The following is a 21,388-nucleotide window of genomic DNA, read 5'->3' on the forward strand; positions in this document are numbered from 1 at the left end:
TTGAATTCATATTTAAACTTACTATTTATTGTTTCTTTCTATTGCTAATTTAATTAGCTCGTCTATAAGCTGCACATACGTCTTTCCTGTAGCTTGCCACATTTTTGGATACATACTTATTTTAGTAAACCCAGGTATTGTATTAACCTCATTTAAATAAACCTCTTCTGTTTCTTTATCCACTAAAAAGTCAACTCTTGCCATACCAGCACAATCTAATATTGTGTAAATTTTTATAGCCTCTTCGCGAATGCTTAGTAGCTTAGCTTCATCAAGTGCTGCCGGTATCAAAAGCTTAGAAGCTTCACTGTTATATTTAGCTTCATAATCATAGAATTCCTTTGCTGGAATAATCTCACCTGGAATGGATGCCTCAGGGTAGTCATTTCCAAGCACAGCTACTTCAATTTCTCTTGCATTTATAGCCTGCTCAACTAAAATCTTTCTATCATATTTTAACGCTTCCTCTACACCTTGTATTAGCTCTTCTTTGTTATGTGCTTTTGTTATACCTACAGAAGATCCACTATTAGATGGCTTAATAAATACTGCATAACCAAGTTTTCTTTCTATTTCTTCCAATAAAACATCTTTATTTTCTACATACTCATGTGCATTAATTACCACGTAGTCAGCTTGTTTTATATTAAAGTTTTCTAATAAGTATTTTGTATATACTTTATCCATGCACATAGCCGAAGACATAACTCCAGGTCCTACGCAAGGTATATTTAACAATTTACACATTCCTTGAATAGTTCCATCTTCTCCATACAAACCATGTAATACTGGAAATACTACATCTACCTCTTTATTAAATAATATATTTTGACCTCCTGGCATTTTATAATATTCGTCTTTTTCCCATTCTCCACTCTCTATATTATCTAATTTACCCGTATATTCAAACCATAACCCAGCCTTAGTTATCCCTATAGGGTATATATCATATTTTGTTTGATCAATATTTCTTAACACAGATGTTGCTGATACCCTTGATACCTCATGCTCAGTAGACTGTCCACCAAACAATATTGCTACTTTCTTTTTCATTGACGCTCTCTCCTTATAACCATAATACCTATTTTATGAATAATAAAAAAATAAGTTTACTAAATAATTTTACTTCAGTATCATATTATATCATTTATATCTATTAGTTTGTAATTTAAATTTAAAAAAACTCAACAGAAGAAAGGATATATATGCATTTTATGCAATACATCCTTCATCCTATGCTAAAAAAACCTTAACATCTTCTTATATAGTTAGTTTACCATTAGGCGTATCTATTATTTCAATTATTCTTTGCTCATAGCCAGTATCAGCATCAATGTATACTATGAAGTTTTTTTCTTTGTATTCCCCTAAAAACTCATAGCACAAAGCTTCCTTATTAGACTCAGTTGGTATTACAGCTAAACTAACCTTGCTTATCTTTAACCTTTTTCCTACTCTTTCTTGTGCCTTTTCTAAAGTTACTTTTGGACTACTTAAATTTCTTTTTTCAACATGAGATACTAGAAATTTTTCAGATTCTATTCCTATAATACTACCATCATCTAAGGCAATTTTAAGCTTTACTTGATCTGGGTAAATAGCCACTTCCCCTTGATTGTATACATAGCTTACTACTGCTGTATTTTCATAATTTAGTACATAAGTTGGTTGCATATTTTTGTATCCTATCCTTGAAATAAAATCGCTTCCAGCTACTGTTGCCTTTTTAATATCCAAAGTCGGTTTTCCTATAGCTCTATTATCTAGTAAATACACTACCCTACCACCATTTTTACTTACTTCTATTATTGTTTTGGCAGCATTCTTATCTCTCCCTTTAAATGTTATATGAAAGGTATATGTAGGTATTCTAGTTTTTCCTTCCACTGGCTTATTTTCAATATCTACAATATTATCTTTTCCAAACATGGTCCTCACTATTTCCATTGCATCTTTTTGACTTACTTCCTTTTGAGACATTATTTTAGGCTTTATTTCTAATACATTGTCAGAAAATGGTCCATCATAAATTAATGCTGGATATTGAACTATTTGTTTTTGAATACCCTTAAATTTCTCACTTACAAGATTATCTCCAGTCTTTTCAAATACTCCACTACTTTTTTTCCTAATCTCTCCCCATTTCACTTTTCCTTCATTTATTTCAGAAAGCACTCCATTTAATTGTTCCTGAAGTGTATATGATTGCTTTTCTAGTCCATCAATTAATTCATATTCCTTATCGCTAAGATCCTTTCCCTCCGAAGATGCCTTTGCTAATGTATAACAAAATCCACCTACTTGCGTTAAAAACTCACTAGTATCTCCAATAACTGATTGGTCAAGAGGCAGTGAATGTAATTTATCACTTGCAGTGGCCGAATATCTAAAGATCTCTTCAAATACCACAATGCTTTGCTCTCTAGAACCAACAATTGCAGATTTCCCTAGATTTACTCTTATATTTTGTACAGAGCTAATGAGCTCATACATATTCTTACTGTATTGACCTTGAAGGTAATTTCTATAATCCAATCTTTCCAAAAACATTAATATCGCAAAAGTAGTTGAAAATACCACAATTATAGTAACTGCACTTGTATACAAGATTCTCTTTTTTATCATCTTCATATATTTTCCTCCTGATATTCTTCCACGGCATATAAAATTATTAACTATCTGCTAGTAGTTTTGCAAGTAAGTTATTTAGCTAAATAATTTACTAAAAATCTCAGTTAACTTAAATTTAACGATTATCTTTTTATTACTTACAGTATTATCTACTAATTTGTATTCATCCTCTGATAATACATTCTTCATTTCTTTTTCAGTTTTTTCATAAGATACATTTCCTTTTGTAATATCTACAAAGCATAATGGTGGAAACATGACGCACCACCAATTTTGACCTGTGCCTGTTCCAATAATTATTCTATAAGCTTCATACTTACCTTGAGGCAAGGTTATATTACCATAGGTTTTAACTGGAAAATACTCCTGTGAAAGAGCTGTAGCTACTGAATATTTAAATCCATTTTCTTTTATAACAGCTTCTGAAATCCCTTTAATGTTTTTATCTTCATTATTTATAATTTTTCTGGATTCCTCTATATCTTTACAGTCTTTAAGTTTTGGTGATACATATTTTAAAACAGCATCTCTTATTTTTAATTTTAATCCTTGATCTATTTTGTCATCACTATTTGCTATTACATGAAATCTTATAAGTTTGCTAGAGATATCCTGTTGGCTTGCCTTGCCATTTATAGTGCTTGTATTTACAACTATTGAAATTACAATAATTATGGTACTTACTGTTAATATAAATTTTTTCATGTTCATCCCCCCGAATACAATAATTTATATTAGTATCATTCCCATATTATGTAATCCTATTCACTTCACTGCCCCTATTCTTCGTATTTTAGAACTAACAGTCACATTCACTGATGCGCTTTTATATTTTTCATTCCAATCCTTCTCTATTTCATTCCATAAAGAAGGCTTAAACTTTTCAATATGCTCTCTGACACCAAATGGATCAATTTCAAATTCTTCTTTAGCTATTTTTATAATCTTTTCACACTCTTCACTTATAGATTTATTAAACATATCCTGTATTTTTTGCAACTCGTCCTTTTCAAGCACCGTCTTACCTGTATAATATTCAGCTAATTGCCCTTCAAGCTCTAAGTCTATATTAATGGATAACTTATCTCCTTTTTCTTCAATTCTAAACTTCCTCTTATATCCACTTATTATATAGTCAACCGGGTGTCCTTCAATATAGATAACCTTTTTACCAGTATTAAACTTATTACTTAATAACTGAACATCCATTAGCTCTAAAGGTGTAAAATATCCCTTTAGTTTATAATCCTTAATTATGGCAGCACCAGTTAAAATGAGTTCATTCTTTTCCTTATCTATAGTTATTCTAGGTATTAATGCATTCCCGTTTTCACTTAAAAGAATAAGAACATTATTTAAATCTATATTCATGATTCTAGAGTTCTTCTTACTATTCTCCATAAGTCCAGAAATATAATATTGTGTACTGTTTTCTGTCATAGGTTTAAATTTTATGTAATCTTCAGCTTTACCATCAGATACAACCACCTGCATGTTCCTATTTAAGTTAGGATTTCTGTCTAAGTAATCTATTACTTCTTTAAAAGTATCCTTGTGCCCTAATAAATCACTGCCTAATATAAGAAGTTTGCTATGTCCCATGTATATACTTCTACTACTTTTAGCCATAGCTTCAGAGGCAGCATCTTCCATAGAGTAGGCTTCCGTACTAATGTATTTCTCTATAGCACCTCCATTCTTACCTACCTCTATCTTGCTCATATCAGGAAATCCATAAGTTACATTTATCTTTTTAATTTGTCTCTCTGCAAAAGGTTCTTCCGGATTAATACTTTTCATTTCCTCTTCCTTATTGATATCTTCTCCCGGGTCAACAGCAATAGTAGATATGAAGTTATTCCTATCTATTTCTGTCCTATCCCAGCATCCACTTAGCATCACACAACTTAAGATAATTAGTAATATCTTCTTAAACTTCATTTCCCCTCTTCCCCCTTCCTTTATGCCTTCCTACAAATAAGGTAAGCATAGGTAACACTACAAAGACGAATGTAGCAGTTAATAGAACTGCGGCATTCTTAAATTGCAAATTATAAAGCTCTGCTATGTTTTCTGGATATAATGCTATAACATAAATAATTGGCATAATTAAAAGTGAAGATAACTTAATATCTTTTAACTTAAGTACATTCTTTATGATCTCACTGGAAAAGAAATAAGTGTTAACAAAAGTGGTGAAATAAAAAAGTATCCACAGTGCCATCACCATACCCTCCCAATGCTCTATGAATATTCCAGGCATATTTAAAGTCTTTATCATAGATATAGTTGGCCATAACAACATCCTGCCCTTCGCCTTAGAAAATACAGATATCACAAGTATCATTACTACTATATAAAAAATTGTTACGAAAATAATACTCCTTTTTAATACCCTTTGTGATTTTTTTTTGTTTTTCACGTATGGAAGAATAAGATAAGCTATTTCAATTCCACCAAAGCAGAATAAAATATACCTAGAAGCCATAACATAATCAATTGGTTTATTGTTCATAACTGGTAATACATTTGTGAAGTCAGCATTTATTGCTACAAGTAGGAAAACCATGAAAGCCGGGATAAACATAATCCAAAATGAAATTTCATTAAATTTAACTAAATCTCCTATTTCACCTCTAACTAAGTAGGTAGCCGTTAAAATAGTAACCATTAGAATGAATTCCGTAGGTGTCTGTCTTAATAAATATTGTTTAATTACTTCAACAAATTCTCTCATTCCTAATGAAACAATAAAAATACTATACATTGCAAAAATCATAGAAAATGCTCCCCCAAGGCCCCTTCCAAAATTATTTTGTAGGATGTTTGTAAAATCTTCAAAATCATTTTTCTTTATGACCCTATAAATAAGGTACAATAATAAAAAAGCTATTATTCCTCCTATTAAAGCAACTATCCAAGCATCGCTGCCTACTTTATCTATGATTTCCCCTGGTATTGAGAATATCCCTACACTTACTATAGCTACAGCTATAGTAGTAAATAAACCAAAGTCTCCTATTATTTCTTTATCTCGCATAATACCACCTTCCCCTCTACATGAAACATGTTACAAATCACTTTTGCCTTATCTTATCTCCTGGTTTCATATAGGTAGGTCTTTCTTTTAAATCTGATATTGGTACTCTGATATATAAGTCTTTCAAATCCTTAATATTAGTATTAACTGCTGGTGCCAAATAAGGTATACCAAAACTTTTCATTCTAACTAGATGTATGAGTAATACAATAACTCCAATCATTATTCCATAGAATCCTACAATTGCTGAAGCAATAATTAGTAAAAATCTTACAAGCCTAATGGCCGTAGTAACATCGTAATTTGGCGTCACAAATGTAGTTATTGCGGTAATTGCTACAATGATTATCATAATTGGGCTGACGATTCCTGCACTCACTGCAGATTGCCCTATAACAAGACCTCCTACTATACCAATAGTAGTCCCTATGGGTCTTGGTAATCTAACCACAGCCTCCATAAGAAGCGCTAAAAACACTTCCATAATTATTGCTTCTATAAATGCTGGGAATGGTACCCCTTCGCGAGAGGCTGCTATAGCATAAGTAAACTTTGTAGGCATTATGTTTGTATGGAAAGATGTAATCGCCACATAAAGTGCAGGTGCTGTTAGCGAAATCAGTATAGCAAACAACCTAATAAATCTAACAATGGAACCATGCATCCATCTTTGATAATAATCATCTGGTGATTGAAATAAATTTGGTAGGGTTGTTGGAACAATAATTGCAAAAGGTGAGTTATCTACCACCAATGCTACCCTTCCTTCGTATAATGCCGCTGCTACTACGTCTGGCCTCTCCGTGCTTTGTATTTGTGGAAATGGTGAGTATTTATTATCCTCAATTAATTGTTCTATATATGCACTATCAAAAACCGCGTCAATGTTTATTTTATCTATTCTACGCTGAAGTTCATAAAGTACATCTTTATTGACTATGTCATCAATATATATAATAGCCACATCTGTTTTCGATCTGATTCCTATAACCTTAGCTTCAATTCTTAGTCTCGTATCTTTAATTCTTCTCCTAATCAAGGCAGTATTGAATCTCAGTGTTTCTGTAAACCCATCTCTTGCTCCTCTAATTACTGTCTCTCCAAATGGATCACCTACTCCTCTAACAGGCCAAGACCTTGTAGCAATGACATATGCACAATCCAGCTCATCTATAAACATTAATGTCTCTCCAGAAAGTACAGCATTGACTCCCTTACTTAGTTCTTTTATTTCATGCATATCTGTTACTGCTAGTATGTTATCTTTAATTTGCTCTACATCCTCTATGCCTCTTGAACATAACATTAATGGTTCTAATACATAATGATCTAGCAAGATTTTATCTGCCATTCCATCAATGTAGACTAAGCCCGCCTTCCAATCTCCTACATTAAAAAACCTAAAAACAACATCTGAATTGTCTTTTAAAACTTCTTTTAAGTAGATTATATTTTCTTCTGCAAGAGGTTGGATTTTATCATTAATTTTTTCTTTCACAATATCACTTCCTCATATGTATATAAATTTACTATAATAGTATTAACCTAAGTATAAATAAAGCAGAGGTTACTATAATCGCTAACAACCCTAGTATCCTCGCTTTTCTACTAGTCCCATCCATACCTGCTTTTGTAAAGCTCTTTGCATCAACAGTAAATACAATTGTGCCTTGTATAAGCATCATTGCTAAAAAATACATATCAAACGAATTTAAAATTCTCATGCTTTTACTCCCCATTTAAGTACAATTTTCAAAACAATATAGACCATATATAACTTACTCATAAGTAACCATACTTTTCTTTTCTGTAGCTAGTTTTTACGACACTGACCTAAAATATTCACTAAGCTTATGAAAATAAAAAAACAAATGAAAGATTAATATAATCTTTCACTTGTTTTTCATTTACATCTACACTTCAATTCAATTTAGAGCCACATCTAAATTGTTCTTGTTATATATACTTCTCTATATTGAGTTTTAAATTTATCATAGCATCTTTGTGCTTTTAACATATCATCGAAAAAGGCAAATATTGTTGGTCCACTTCCGCTCATCATTGAACCCATTGCACCCATTTTAATCATATCTTCCTTTATCCTTTTGAGAACTGGGTATTTTCTTAGCGTAACATTTTCAAGTAAATTCTTCATATTAATACAAACATCTTCTAGGTTTTCCTGCTCCATAGCTTTTATTAATGCTCCTGTATGTGGATGTTTAAATATCTTACTAATATCTAGATTTTTATAAACTTCCTTAGTGGATACTCCAAAGTTAGGCTTAACCAATACTAGAATTTGGTTCTTAAATGGCTTTAATGGAGTAATAACTTCTCCTATACCTTCACAAAGCGCTGTTCCACCAATTATGCAATAAGGCACGTCTGCACCTATTTTGATACCTAGACTCATAAGTTCATTGTCATCTACGTCTACTTTAAATAATTCTCTTAGTGCCTTAAATACAGCTGCTGCATCCGCACTACCACCTGCCATGCCTGCTGATACAGGAATGTTTTTATTAAGATATATGTTTACACCATCACAAATGTTATATGTATCCATAAAAAGCTTCGTAGCTTTATATACTAAATTCTTATCATCTATTGGTATGTATGGTTTATTGCAACTTATATTAATCCCTTTACTGCACCTTTCAAAGGAAATAGAATCATATAACTCTACACTTTGCATAATCATTTTTAGTAAATGATATCCATCTTCTCTTTTACCTACCACATCTAGGGATAGGTTTATCTTCCCGTAAGCTTTTACTAGCATGATTCGCCTCCACCTTTTATTAATAATTATTTAGCCTGACTTACACTACCGCACGAATATAAGAGGATGCCTTCCCCCTAAATTATTGTTAATAAAAATAGTATATTACAAGAAATTTAATATTGCTACATATAATTTGAAATAAATTAATAATCCCCCGTATGCTATAAACAACACGGGGGATTATTAATGGTTTAAACTATATAATTACTCTGCCCGGTATTATAAGTTTTTGTGAAACCTTTATAACATTTGGGTCTTCTATTTGATTCACCCTTGCAATTTCTTGAATTGTAGTATTATACTTCTTAGCAATCTTCCACAAAGTGTCGCCTGATTGAACTACATAAATAGTAATACCAGCCTTTTTCTTAGGTACTTCACCCTCTACTGTGTAAACATCAACTAAGAATTTCTTTTGCACCATATAATTCACTCTTACATATACTTTCACAACAGCTCTAACAGCAATGTTTCCTGCCTCAATATCAACATTTATACTTTCTAATGAAACTTTGCACATACTACTCATATTTATCTTTGTGCCTAGTATCTCAGCTCCACAGCTAAAAGGAATTTCTTCAGATACAGCACAGAGGTATTTTTCCTCGTCATCACTTCTGTACAATATAGTAACGTTCATTACACCTTCAATTATAACCTTGTCTTCAACTACCTTTTTATCCGTTACGCAAACGCTAGAGTTGCACATAATAATCTTGCTTGCTCTACCCATGCTACTATTTAATTCTATATCTCCCTTAACCAATGTCTCAGTTAATAATTGCCCTTGCATTACATTAAGTCCATAATCCTTTTTATCCATCTCAAGTTTAGTAGTTGGTGAATACACATCCTCTATCATATCCACTTCTTCTTTGTTCATGGCCCTGGTGTTGGTTTTTATCATAAATTCTACATCTATAATTCTTTTTTCGCCCAATTCATCTTCTTTAATGTCAAATTCCATAGCATCTATTCTAAAGTCTGTATAGTTATCCATATAAGGGTTTATATCTTGGAACTCTAGTTCCTTATTAAGCATTACATCATGTTCAATGTAAGTTAATTCTCTGCTATCCTTTCCCTTATACATAATATTAACACATGCATAGGCATTTATTTGAATTCTTCCTTCATAAAGCTTTATTTCTTTCTTATGGATATTAATATCATACTTTATAACCTTTGCTATCTCTGGCTTATCCATTGGGATTTTCATATTAGCCTTTCCAATAAGTTCTCCATTAAAATTCCTTATTACTTTATCTATGCTAGTAGGATTTTTTAAATATTGAACATCCTTAACTGCTTCAATATCTTTAACTATTTGAAAACTAAAATTTTTATATACCTCAGATTTTAACTTCAAGATGCCCTCTAGACTTATTTTTCTTTCATTAACTATTTTGCAATCCATATGTTCTACAAAACATTCAGCTTCACAAAGCATTTCAGGCTTCGCACCCATTACATCTATGGAATTTGAGAACTTAGAGGTGTATATAACGTTTTCCACATCACTTCTATCTTGATCTTTTGTAATATAAAGTACATTATATTGAATTTGCCCTTCTAAATATACCTTATCTTGGATTATTTCCTTAGAGTCTATAGTAGCTTTAACGTCCAGCATAAGTATCTTTCTAACATCCGGATGAGTATCTGGTATTACATATTCTTCTCTTACTACTGTATCAGCAGTATTTTCCCCTAGCAGTTGCTCATATTCTATATTTTCTCTTACTAAACTTATCTCCATATTATACCTCCTTGTATTTCTATTGTTAGGTAAAGCTTATAAGCTGTTACCCTCCTAAAATACTTACTATTAATATATATAGAAATACTAAACAAAATATGATATTACCTAGGTTTATTCGTATTGCAAAATTCACCATAATTCTTAATAGTTCCACCCACGTGGCAAGTGGCAAAACTGACAATCTCTAGCATATAAGTGTTATCCACATCCACTTCTTCAAGTTGATTCCTATATAGTAAAAAAACAAAAGCGCATATTATATGGAGTGCATGGTTATTGCTAACTAAATGCATTCTATATAATATACGCCTATTAATCTTATGTAATGCACATAAAAGTAGATACCAGGTAAATACTCTTGTTATCTACTTTCATGTGACTTGATTAATCTACAAACATAAAAACAATACTGATGTACTGTATCGCTCTTATCCTGCAAAAACTATTTGAACCGTTTTTGTCAAAACATCTGAATAACTATATGTCACTGTCCTGTGGGTGTCATTTTCCAACCTAATAACAAAGATACTTGGATACGTCTTTTCAATAATTCCATTATCTACGAGAATTTTCCTTCTTCCACCATTAGCCTTTAATGTTACTCTTTCACCAACATGACTCTCAATTTCATCTTTTATTGAAGTCAATACATTTATCTTTTCCAAAGTAAACACCCTCTTTCCACATCTATAGTATATCTCATATATTCATTCTTGTCAAGTAAACTTATTATTTTATCACTACTGTAATGATTTTGTCAATATTAATTTTATGTTAATTAAATGTATTTAATACTGCTTTTTATAGTATCTCCTTGAATTATATATATATTCAGATTTATGAACATAACCCCCACACAAAGTATGAGGGCACTTTTAAGCATTTAAAATAAAATACCCATTGCAGTGTCTAATTACTATTTATAGCCCCCTTATGTGTTTATCTATATATACTGTGACTTGGGAAACCCCTCTCTATACTTTCCCCTAGTTTGTAATCCACCTATTCCTCTTAGTCCTGTTATAGTGTTTTGAATAACATCTTCTATAGCTACAACACTATCTATATTTGTATAGGCAATCTTCTCAGAAACTAAAACCGGGTCTAGGCAGTGGATTAGCACCCTATTGGGAGAACTAGCAAAGTTTGCACCAGCATCTAGTAGTGCCTCATAACAAGATTGACATGCCCCTGCAAATATAACTAGATCATCATAGTTGCTATTGTAAGCCCTAAGAGCCGTGACAGCCTCTACAAAGTATTTAGAATTTCTGTAACTGCTTAAGTTTATATAGTCAGTTACTCCTTTTATCATACCATCGTGACCTGTTATTACTACTATATCTGGCTTAATCTCCTTAACCAAATTTACTATTTCGCCTGGTTGGTCTTTCTCTAATATTACACGACCTACAGCCTCTAGCGACAATTGCTTATAGGTTTTTAAGCAAACCTCTAAGTATTCTGCATCACCATCCACATGTAGTATTTTACCGGGTCTTCCAAATGTCATATCTTTGTTTTTGCTTTCCTTATATTTACCTTGCCTAGATTGTATGATTTTATTTTTTTCACTAATATCTATAGACCCATCTCTATCTCCCCTAGTTCCTTTTATCCTATTCATTAGAACTCTCTTAATAGACGCATTTACTTTCTTATTAAAGATTTTATCGATTTCACCAATATTATCTTCTGAAACTGCTTCTAAATCTTCTATAGGTGAATCCGCTTCAATTCTCAAATTAATCCCTTTAAGCAAATACACCTCTTTATCATCATTAAATTTAATATCTATAATTTTAAAGGTAATATCTCCACCATAAGATTTTCTTACTACAATGTCTCCTATTTTCATAATATCATCTCCATATTTAAACTCGTAATATATATTATGATAATATAATTAATAGGTGAACTAAAAAACCATGAGAACCCCCATGGTTTTATATAATTGTTAAAGAATATATAATACTATATAAGCCCTATCATCCGTACAGTACTTGCAACTATAAAACAAATAACAACACCTGTAATAGTAGGAACAAGGAATGAAACCATAGTCCATTTAAAACTTTGGGTTTCTTTTTTTATAGTTAAACACGTTGTCGCACAAGGCCAATGCATCAAAGAAAATAACATAACACATATAGCAGTTAGCCATGTCCATCCATTTGAAATTAGAAGACTTTTTAATTGGTCTAAACTACTAAGCTCAAGCATGCTACCTGCAGACATGTAACTCATAATTATTATAGGTACAACTATTTCATTTGCAGGAAACCCTAAAATAAATGCCATTAAAATATAACCATCTAATCCAATAAGCCTTGCAAAGGGATCAAAAAAATTAGCGCAATGTGTTAAAATACTTAAATTACCTATATGAATATTAGCCATTACCCATATAACAATTCCTGCTGGTGCGGCTACTACTACAGCCCGCCCAAGTACAAATAGGGTCCTATCAAATATAGATCTTACAATAACCTTGCCAACCTGTGGTTTTCTGTATGGCGGTAACTCTAAAGTGAAAGTGGATGGGATACCTTTTAATATTGTCTTTGACAAAACCTTGGACAATATTAATGTCATAACAACTCCTAGTACAATTACACCAGTGAGAATTAGTGTGGATATTACAGATTGAAAAGGACCAACTATAATTCCAGCAAAAAACATAGTGATAACTGCTATAAGCGTTGGAAATCTACCATTACAAGGTACAAAATTATTAGTGATAATTGCAATAAGCCGTTCCCTTGGCGAATCAATTATTCTGCATCCAATTATAGCAGCAGCATTGCAACCAAACCCCATACACATTGTTAATGATTGTTTCCCACAAGCGCAGGCTTTCTTGAAATAATTATCAAGATTAAAAGCTACCCTAGGTAAGTAACCTAAGTCCTCTAGCAATGTGAATAGGGGGAAGAATATAGCCATCGGAGGTAGCATAACAGCTACTACCCAAGCAAGCGTCCGATACATGCCTTTAACCAATAATCCATCTACCCACACTGGAGTACCTACCCAAGTAAAAAAATCCGTAAGCCTAGCTTCAACCCAAAACAAAGCATCAGCAATTATTTTAGAAGGAATATTAGCCCCAGTAATGGTAATCCAAAATATCACACTTAAAAGAAGAATCATAATTGGAATTCCAAATTTCTTAGAGGTGAGATATTTATCTATCTTTCTATCCATATCATTGTAGTTCTTATTTTTAACAGAAACTACGCTACTCCCTATTTTTTCAGCAGTACGTACCAATTGAGAGACAATTTTATCGCGAAAAGCATCAGAATCAATTCCCTGTGACTCAAGTAGAGTTCTTACTTCATAAACTTGCTTCATAATTTCATCTTCTTTTGTTAAATCAAAATTAAGATACTTGCTGATTGAAGATAATAGTGTTTTATCACCATCTATGAGCTTTAATGCTGCCCATCTAGAGTTAAGTTTATTTTGAAGTTTTAATTTAACTATATTTTCAACTTTAGATATTGCGTTTTCTATGGATTCTTCATATACAATGTTTATAATGCCTGGAGTATTTTTATTTGTTGCAACATTTAGAACTGTATCCATTAATTCATCTAGGCTTTTTGCCTTAACAGCACTTGTTCCTACAACAGGAACTCCAAGTTGTTTTGATAATTCTCGTAGATTTATGGATATTCCTTTTCTCTTTGCTTCATCCATCAGATTAACACATACAACAACTTTAGAAGTTATCTCAAGGGTTTGGAGCACAAGATTTAGATTTCTTTCTAAACAGGTGGCATCTACTACAATTACTGTTGTATCTGGATTCCCAAAACATATAAAATCTCTGGCAACCTCCTCGTCAACGGAATTTGACATTAATGAATAGGTACCTGGAATATCCACTAAAATAAAATTATTATTTTTATAAGAATAGTTTCCTTGGGCATTTGTCACAGTCTTACCAGGCCAGTTACCAGTATGTTGATTTAGTCCTGTTAAATTATTAAAAACAGTGCTTTTCCCAACGTTAGGATTACCCCCCAAGGCTATTATTTTATCCTTTGGTGTTGTTTTATTAATTCGAAGTTCTTTTTCTAATGCTCCTCTCCCAGTTGAAGCATTTGTTAAACCCATAAATACATCCTCCTTAAAAAATGTTGCATTTAGATAAACAGATTAATGATTATTAACCTAAATTGTTTCTACTAATATCATGGATGCTGCTTCACTACGAAGTGCAATCACTGCACCGCGAATAAGATAAGCAACAGGATCCCCTGATGGGCTTTTCTGCAAAGATTCTACAACAGTATCATTAATTAGTCCGAGGTCCAACAACCTTCTTCTTAATAATCCATCGGAAACAAGTTTCTTTACTTTGCATTTTTCTCCAAGTGGTAATGAGCTAAGTGGAATATAACAATTATTCATATAGAATAAACCTCCTCTATAATTTAAAACCCATTATTTTATATCTAAAATTTTCATGAAATCATTTGCTGCTGGGAAAAAAACTTTCCCTACACTAAAATATGTTAAATACTTTTAAATGTTACGAATATATATATAAATATAAATTAAAATAATGGCGGTGATTAAATGGATGACAGATTTCATACTGTCCGTGGATATGAATTACAAAGATATGATAAAAATTTACTTACCCCTGCATTAGAGGACTATCTTGAGATGATATATAGGAATAGTCTAAATGAAGATTATATTAGAATAAATATACTTGCACAAATGTTAAACGTTAAGGATTCTTCTGCTTCAAAGATGGTAAAAAAACTTGGTGAGTTAGGATTTGTAAACTATGTAAGGTATGGGATTGTAACTCTAACAGATGAGGGCAAAAAAATAGGTGAGTACCTGTTAAAAAGGCATAATATAATAGAAAGCTTTTTGTCTTTTATGGGTGGCAAGGAGGATGTGTTGATTCAGACAGAACTTATAGAGCATATTATTACCGAGGGCACAGTGAAAAACATGGAGATCTTGCATGACTTTTTTAGAAATAATATAGATATATTAGAAAGATATACAGCTTATAAAACACATTTGTAAATGAAGATGCCACTATTAAAAATAATAGTGGCATCTTCATTTACTTTTATCTAAATGTTTCTTTAAATTTTTTCCACAAAATCTTTTTTAATTGAATTTTATTTACAACAGAATTTTTATTAATCTCTGCCATAATAATCTTATCTGCGCCAATATTTCCTGTTATATTCGTTTCAGATTTTTCACCTAAGTTTCTATACATATTCATATTAATTCTCCCTTCAAACCCTAAATATTATTTAATCCTAATTTTAGAATTTGAGGTGGTTCAGGGAAGCACCCATATGCACTTGCTCTTTTTAAATTTAAATACGTATCATTAAATAAACTATTTAATGAAAACTTTATTAACTTATTTATCTTATCCATATTTATAACGCCTCCCATCATATGAATGAATAATTAGTATGCCAAGGTTTAAATCCAGTATTTACTCACTTTGCTTTATTTTCTTTATTTTCTTTTTTAGTTCTCTCTACAAATCTTCCTAGAAAAAAGAAAAGAACTCCAACTCCAATAGCTGTCTGTAGACAAAATAATAAACTCTCAATCTCACCCGGTATTTCTCCACCAATCCAAGTTTCCATAATCGGTGTAGCCCAAGGCTCATACTCAGTACCTGTAATCTGTGAAACCACCTTACTTCCTGCATCATCAGATCCACCAAACTCAGCACCCTTTAACGCAAATAATGGTATAATTGCAATCAAAGCAGCAATAGTTAATAAAATTATAACTTTTTTCATCTTTGACATTAATTTTCACCTCCGTTTAGAAATCCAAGATCTGTAAGTTCAGATTTTGCATATGTTTCAAGACCCATAATAATGACAACAGTAAGAATACCTTCAATTATTGCCAGTGGAATCTGTGTTGGTGCAAATACTGCAAGGAATTTAGCTACTGATGCTCCCACCCCTCCGCTTACAGATGGATATGCAACTGCAAGTTGAATGCTTGTTACACAATAGGTTAATAAGTCACCAAGTGACGCTGCCAAAAAAATACCTACATACTTATTTACTTTAAGATTTTTGCATAATTTGTAGATTGCATAAGAAACAAATGGTCCAGCAATAGCCATTGAAAAAGTATTAGCACCAAGAGTAGTGAGTCCTCCATGGGCAAGTAATATTGACTGAAAAAGTAGTACAATAAGTCCTAGAATACTTACTGCTAAAGGTCCAAATAAAATTGCCCCAAGTCCGGTACCAGTCATATGTGAGCAACTTCCTGTTACGGATGGAATCTTTAAAGATGATAGCACAAAAACGAAAGCCCCTGCCATAGCAAGAATGGTAATAGATTTACGACTATGAGAAAGTTTTCTCTTAATTGATAAGTAGCCTGCTACTAAGAATGGAACACATATAGCACCCCATATAATACAGTACTTTGGTGGAAGATATCCTTCCATAATATGCATAGCGTTTGCTGTGGAAGAGACTCCAAAGAACAATGCAAAAGCTATGGCAACAAATATAATTCTCTTTTCTTTTTGATTCATTTTGCTTTTCCCCCTTATTTTGTTTTTATTTTATATTAAACTAAGCTAAAGCACTTAGCAAACCACCTATTTTTCAAGTATTTCTTTGAATTCTTTAATACCTTTGGGGTAGACATTTGCATCTTCTAGCAAATGTTTCTCTACAAGTAATTCATATACTTCAAGCATGGTTGGTTGTTTTAAATTTGCCTGTTTTAAAATGGGCTTATTCTTAAAAATTTCTAAGGGTGTTCCATCTGCAATAATCTTCCCTTCGCAGAATACAATAACCCGCTCCGCCCATCTATATGCAAAATCCACATCATGGGTGGAAATTAGCATTGTCTTCCCCTCCAAGCCAAGCTTTTCTAGAACCTCTTCTAACATCAATGCATTTAAGGGGTCTAGTGATGCAGTAGGTTCATCAAAAATAATAATTTCTGATTTCATAGCAATGATACCTGCAATGGTAACACGTTTTTTTTCACCACCACTTAAATAGTGTGGTGGACGTTCTTTGAAATCTGATATGTTCATGTATGCCAGCGCCTCTTCAACTCGCTCAAGTACCTCTTCTTTTGAAAGCTTTAAATTCATGGGGCCAAATCCAACTTCTGCCCTAACTGTAGATGCAATTATTTGATTGTCCGCATCCTGAAATACGATTCCAATATTTTTTCGAAGCTCTTTCAAATTCTTTTTATTAACGGCAGCACCCCTATAAAATATCTTTCCATGCTCTGGTGTAAATACACCGTTTATGTTTAAGAAAAATGTTGATTTTCCAGATCCATTGGAACCAATGACAGCGATTTTCTCACCTTCATATATATCCACGCTTACACCATCCAGCGCAGCCTTTCCATTTCCATAGATGTAGTGAAGATTTTCTATACTTAATATTGATTTCCCCATAATATCCCCTCTCTATCTTGTAAAACTCCAAACTAAAATCAAAAAAATTATAAATGCTACTGCCGAGATAATCTGTATCAGTTCTACTTTTTTACTTTCTTCCAAAAATATAAGGTCCCCGTCATAGCATCTGGACTCCATAGCATCATAATAAGTGTTTGCCTTTTTCAGCGAAACAACCAGCATATTGCTTGCTATGCTCCCAAATGTATAACAAGAAGTTTTAAAATCACAGTATCCCAGACGAGATTCCGCAGAATTTTTCATTTTACTATAGGTATCCATTAAAATAAATATGTAACGGTAAATAAGATTCATCAGTTCTATAATAAGCTTTGGAACGTGTGCCTTCCGAAGCACATAGATAATCTCAGAAGATGGCGTTGAAAGTGTCATCATCTGTAGCGCACTTACAGCTGCAAAAACCTTTAAAATCAAGAATACTACTTCCTTAATTTTATCCTGAGAAGTAAAAACATAGCAAAGCCCAAGATATAAGTTATACTGGCCCATTGGCTGTCTTGAAAAATCAATGGCAATGGTAAATGTTCCAAGTAGAATAAATACCATGGGAATTTTCAGTATTGATAAATACTTACTCGCCTGAAGTCCCCCTTTAACAATGGTTAAATACGCCATTGCAATTATAATCAAAGCAGATACATAGGGGTTTTCTAGTGTAATACAAAGAATCAGTATTACAACGGAAAAGGCTACTTTAAATGTTGGATTCCAGTGCCTGATTTGTGAAGCATACGCATAAAAATCTATTGAAAACCCTTCGCCATGTTTATGTCCGATTCTATGGTGATGGTAAGTCGTACCATCACCATTCGCGCGCAAACCTTTACGTTTCCATTTGAAGAATAAAATAGCCAACAAAAATATGATACATAAAATAATGATTTTCCCCATTTCACATCTCCTACCTAATGATGAGTTAGATTCATTTTGACGGTTTATAGAATAGTTGTATTTACAAAACAAAAAATCCCTTTAACTAAAGTGTTAAAAGGAAACGCTTGAAAATATGCTTATTTCTATGAAATCAGCAAACAAATCTTCATTATAAAGCCCTCTCTATCACTCGTAGAGTTTATGGTGCAAAATATAGGCAGGTCTTCTGACTCAAGAATCATTACTTAAGTACGCCTTCCCCGTTTCCAAGTGGCATAATGTACTTAAATTCATCTATTACAGCTACGAGATAGTTCAGGATTTTAACCTGATTCCCTTTTAATTAATTAATTTTAATTAAACCTATATTTTATTATTTCATTTTTATAATTCTTTCACATATAATTTTATTATAACAGTATTAATAAAAATTTACAACTAGTCCATTATAAAACTTAGGGAACTTAAGCTCATAAATTATAAATGCCATGCAAATAATTTATTTACATGGCATTACTGCATATACTACCTCTGATTAAAGGCTTTCCTATATTCTTCAATAAATGCCATAGACTTTTCTCTTTCAGAAACTAACTCCTCTATCTTCTTGTTAAAGGTATTTTGAACCCATGTAACTTCATTATAGTAATACCTATTACACAGCCTCCAATAGCGTTGTGGAAATACCAAGAATGCATATATGAGCCTGTACTCTTCTTCTAACAGAGGATTTACACTGCTATATGCTTGCAATATTATTTCAGCATACTTTATGTCCCAATCCTGCTTCTTAAGCACCTTTATCAAAAAATTAGATAAATCATATGCTTTTACTTCTCTTTTGCAATAATCAAAATCAATTATATTAACATCATTATTTTTATCAATAACAATATTATGATAAGTATAGTCATGGTGGCAAAATCCTTTTTCTTCTTCAGTTTGCCTACATATGTCAAAATACCTAGAATCATCTAATATAGCCATAGCTCTTTTTCCTAATTCTTTTTGCGCATCCATGCTTTTAATATAATTAATATCAAAGTCAGTTTTAAAGTTCTTCTTTTTTCTAATCATGTCTTTCATTTTATCAAAGGATTTTATCCTCTTTTCCATTAAGTGTGGCCATCTTCCAAGGTCTGTTTTTAGCTTGCTATTTTCTGGTGGTTCATAGCCCTTAGATGCAATATGCATATAAGCTAACTTTTTTGCAGCTTGAACTAATTCCTCCTCTACGTGAAAGTCACACTCTCTACCGTCTATCCACTCAGAAAGAGTATAGATATCTTCATTAACTAAGGCATAAGGATTTCCTTCAGTATTCAAAAAATATCTATCAACTTTATCAAACCCTTTACTTATAAGATGTTCTTTGGCTCCGTATACAAACAAAAGTTTTTGTGTCCCATAATTTATCTTCTTTAGACATTTAGCTCCATCATCTGTCTTCAAAAGATAGACTCCTTTATTAGGACGTATACTTTCTATTTTTATACCATATTGTCTTTCTATTTCAAATTCTCTCATCATATTACTCACCCCCCTTTATAATTTATATTACAAATATTTTTTTTTAGAATAAATTCTTATATGTTTTAATAACATTTATGCGCACCTTTAATATAATAGAGTATATGGACAAATTAAATCAGTATTTAAGGAGTAGTAAAATGAAAATTGGGATTGATGCTAGAGCTGCAAAATGGTATAGGGGAACTGGTATAGGAACTTATTCTTATCAACTAATTCACTCTTTAAATAAAATTGACAATTATAATGACTATTTACTTTTCCTCCCAGATAATTTTAAATTAGACATTCCCTTTCAAAAAAACTTTCATGTAAAAAACATTAAGCAAGATAATCAAAATAACTTCTGGAATGAAGTAAATATACCTAACAAATTAATAGACAATTCCATGGACATATATCACGTTCCTCAAAATGGTATTGGGTTACCTATAACTAAAAATTGCCCCTTCGTTATTACTTTACATGATATTATTCCCTATAAGATGCCAGATACTGTTGGAGAGCAATATCTAAAAATTTTCAATGAAAAGTTACCTAATATTATCCCCTTATGTGATGGAATAATCACAGTGTCAGAATACTCAAAAGAAGATATCGTTAAAGCCTTCAACTTCCCACGGGAAAAAATATATGTAACTCATTTAGCTAGTGAGGATATTTATAAACCTTATGACAAAGTTATTAGTAAATCAATCATTGAAAAGAATTATTCTATTACAGGAGACTATATTCTTTATATAGGCGGGTTTAGTCCTCGGAAAAATATTATTGGGTTATTAGAATCCTTTAGTCTTCTTTTACCAAAGCTAAAAAAGGATATTAAGCTAGTCGTTGCAGGTAGTAAAGGCAAGTCATATGACATGTATAAAAAAAGAGCACAATCTCTGCATATTGAAGACAAAGTAATTTTCCCTGGTTTTATATCTATGGATCACATTCCATTTATGTATAATGCTTGCGAGCTTTTCGTATATCCTTCTTTTTATGAAGGTTTTGGATTACCTCCTATTGAAGCCATGGCCTGTGGTGTACCTGTGATTGCCTCCAATGTCACCTCCATTCCTGAAATAGTTAAGGATTCCACCTTGCTTGTAAATCCATACGATATTAATGACTTAAGTGAAAAGATGTATGATGCTCTCCTTGATAGTGACTTAAGGCAATGTCTTATAACAAAAGGGTTAAAGAGGGCTGCTGATTTAACTTGGGAACATACCGCTTCAGCTACTCTAGATGCTTATAAACACATATTGTTAAATAAATAACTCTATTAAGCAA

The 21,388-nt window shown here is 32.1% G+C and carries 22 protein-coding genes and 1 riboswitch; of the genes, 2 read left to right on the forward strand and 20 right to left on the reverse strand.

The window, feature by feature from the left end; all coding sequences use genetic code 11:
* Nucleotides 1-21 precede the first annotated feature (21 nt).
* The 13 genes from LGK97_RS05450 to LGK97_RS05510 form a co-directional block, all read right to left on the reverse strand.
* Nucleotides 22-1,053, reverse strand: a complete 1,032-nt coding sequence (locus tag LGK97_RS05450) for a D-alanine--D-alanine ligase family protein (protein ID WP_226258737.1) — start codon at nt 1,051-1,053, stop codon at nt 22-24.
* Between the two features lie 207 nt (nt 1,054-1,260).
* The gene (ypeB, locus tag LGK97_RS05455) at nt 1,261-2,631 is read right to left on the reverse strand and encodes a germination protein YpeB (RefSeq protein WP_226258738.1); all 1,371 of its coding nucleotides are present in this window, start codon (nt 2,629-2,631) and stop codon (nt 1,261-1,263) included.
* A 75-nt stretch (nt 2,632-2,706) separates the two neighbouring features.
* Complete coding sequence (gene spoIIR / locus LGK97_RS05460; RefSeq protein ID WP_226258739.1) at nt 2,707-3,336, reverse strand: stage II sporulation protein R; 630 nt, start codon at nt 3,334-3,336, stop codon at nt 2,707-2,709.
* A 60-nt stretch (nt 3,337-3,396) separates the two neighbouring features.
* Complete coding sequence (locus LGK97_RS05465) at nt 3,397-4,572, reverse strand: Ger(x)C family spore germination protein (protein WP_226258740.1); 1,176 nt, start codon at nt 4,570-4,572, stop codon at nt 3,397-3,399.
* A complete protein-coding gene (locus tag LGK97_RS05470; RefSeq protein WP_226258741.1) occupies nt 4,562-5,671 on the reverse strand; it encodes a GerAB/ArcD/ProY family transporter in 1,110 nt (369 codons plus the stop codon). Before LGK97_RS05470 ends, LGK97_RS05465 begins: the two co-directional genes overlap by 11 nt.
* Nucleotides 5,672-5,708: 37 nt before the next feature.
* Nucleotides 5,709-7,169: a spore germination protein gene (locus LGK97_RS05475; protein ID WP_226258742.1), complete on the reverse strand. Its 1,461-nt coding sequence runs from the start codon at nt 7,167-7,169 to the stop codon at nt 5,709-5,711.
* A gap of 31 nt (nt 7,170-7,200) precedes the next feature.
* Nucleotides 7,201-7,395 (reverse strand): CLC_0170 family protein, encoded by a 195-nt coding sequence (locus LGK97_RS05480; protein ID WP_226258743.1) that lies wholly within the window; start codon nt 7,393-7,395, stop codon nt 7,201-7,203.
* A gap of 218 nt (nt 7,396-7,613) precedes the next feature.
* Nucleotides 7,614-8,456, reverse strand: a complete 843-nt coding sequence (gene ispE / locus LGK97_RS05485; RefSeq protein ID WP_226258744.1) for a 4-(cytidine 5'-diphospho)-2-C-methyl-D-erythritol kinase — start codon at nt 8,454-8,456, stop codon at nt 7,614-7,616.
* 199 nt (nt 8,457-8,655) lie between these two features.
* Nucleotides 8,656-10,218 carry a DUF3794 and LysM peptidoglycan-binding domain-containing protein gene (locus LGK97_RS05490; protein WP_226258745.1) on the reverse strand — a complete coding sequence of 521 codons (1,563 nt, stop codon included), beginning with the start codon at nt 10,216-10,218 and terminating at the stop codon, nt 8,656-8,658.
* 431 nt (nt 10,219-10,649) lie between these two features.
* Nucleotides 10,650-10,886, reverse strand: coding sequence for a Veg family protein (locus LGK97_RS05495; RefSeq protein WP_226258795.1), 237 nt, complete (start codon nt 10,884-10,886; stop codon nt 10,650-10,652).
* A 278-nt stretch (nt 10,887-11,164) separates the two neighbouring features.
* Nucleotides 11,165-12,079 (reverse strand): sporulation peptidase YabG, encoded by a 915-nt coding sequence (gene yabG / locus LGK97_RS05500; protein ID WP_226258746.1) that lies wholly within the window; start codon nt 12,077-12,079, stop codon nt 11,165-11,167.
* A 116-nt stretch (nt 12,080-12,195) separates the two neighbouring features.
* Nucleotides 12,196-14,346, reverse strand: a complete 2,151-nt coding sequence (gene feoB, locus LGK97_RS05505; RefSeq protein ID WP_226258747.1) for a ferrous iron transport protein B — start codon at nt 14,344-14,346, stop codon at nt 12,196-12,198.
* Nucleotides 14,347-14,403: 57 nt separating this feature from the next.
* The gene (locus tag LGK97_RS05510) at nt 14,404-14,643 is read right to left on the reverse strand and encodes a FeoA family protein (RefSeq protein WP_226258748.1); all 240 of its coding nucleotides are present in this window, start codon (nt 14,641-14,643) and stop codon (nt 14,404-14,406) included.
* A 168-nt stretch (nt 14,644-14,811) separates the two neighbouring features.
* Here LGK97_RS05510 and LGK97_RS05515 point away from each other — a divergent pair, with 168 nt between their 5' ends.
* Entirely contained in the window at nt 14,812-15,279 is a 468-nt protein-coding gene (locus LGK97_RS05515) for a metal-dependent transcriptional regulator (RefSeq protein ID WP_226258749.1), read from the forward strand.
* Nucleotides 15,280-15,325: 46 nt separating this feature from the next.
* Here the strand turns inward: LGK97_RS05515 and LGK97_RS05520 are convergent, their stop codons facing one another.
* The 7 genes from LGK97_RS05520 to LGK97_RS05550 form a co-directional block, all read right to left on the reverse strand.
* A complete protein-coding gene (locus LGK97_RS05520; protein ID WP_226258750.1) occupies nt 15,326-15,487 on the reverse strand; it encodes a hypothetical protein in 162 nt (53 codons plus the stop codon).
* Between the two features lie 20 nt (nt 15,488-15,507).
* Nucleotides 15,508-15,648: a hypothetical protein gene (locus LGK97_RS05525; RefSeq protein ID WP_226258751.1), complete on the reverse strand. Its 141-nt coding sequence runs from the start codon at nt 15,646-15,648 to the stop codon at nt 15,508-15,510.
* 65 nt (nt 15,649-15,713) lie between these two features.
* Nucleotides 15,714-16,034: an energy-coupling factor ABC transporter substrate-binding protein gene (locus tag LGK97_RS05530; protein ID WP_226258752.1), complete on the reverse strand. Its 321-nt coding sequence runs from the start codon at nt 16,032-16,034 to the stop codon at nt 15,714-15,716.
* Entirely contained in the window at nt 16,034-16,786 is a 753-nt protein-coding gene (locus LGK97_RS05535) for an energy-coupling factor ABC transporter permease (RefSeq protein ID WP_226258753.1), read from the reverse strand. Before LGK97_RS05535 ends, LGK97_RS05530 begins: the two co-directional genes overlap by 1 nt.
* Before the next feature lie 66 nt (nt 16,787-16,852).
* The gene (locus LGK97_RS05540; RefSeq protein WP_226258754.1) at nt 16,853-17,680 is read right to left on the reverse strand and encodes an energy-coupling factor ABC transporter ATP-binding protein; all 828 of its coding nucleotides are present in this window, start codon (nt 17,678-17,680) and stop codon (nt 16,853-16,855) included.
* 12 nt (nt 17,681-17,692) lie between these two features.
* Nucleotides 17,693-18,595 carry a cobalt ECF transporter T component CbiQ gene (gene cbiQ, locus LGK97_RS05545; RefSeq protein WP_226258796.1) on the reverse strand — a complete coding sequence of 301 codons (903 nt, stop codon included), beginning with the start codon at nt 18,593-18,595 and terminating at the stop codon, nt 17,693-17,695.
* Nucleotides 18,596-18,775: 180 nt separating this feature from the next.
* Nucleotides 18,776-18,959: riboswitch (cobalamin riboswitch) on the reverse strand.
* A 143-nt stretch (nt 18,960-19,102) separates the two neighbouring features.
* Nucleotides 19,103-20,107 (reverse strand): CotS family spore coat protein, encoded by a 1,005-nt coding sequence (locus tag LGK97_RS05550; RefSeq protein ID WP_226258755.1) that lies wholly within the window; start codon nt 20,105-20,107, stop codon nt 19,103-19,105.
* A gap of 140 nt (nt 20,108-20,247) precedes the next feature.
* On the opposite strand from LGK97_RS05550, the gene LGK97_RS05555 reads away from it, so the two are divergent.
* Complete coding sequence (locus LGK97_RS05555) at nt 20,248-21,375, forward strand: glycosyltransferase family 4 protein (protein ID WP_226258756.1); 1,128 nt, start codon at nt 20,248-20,250, stop codon at nt 21,373-21,375.
* The last annotated feature ends 13 nt before the right edge of the window (nt 21,376-21,388 follow it).

Origin of the sequence: Clostridium sp. CS001, assembly GCF_020443565.1 — a bacterium.
In the GTDB taxonomy this organism is placed as follows: domain Bacteria; phylum Bacillota; class Clostridia; order Clostridiales; family Clostridiaceae; genus Clostridium_AD.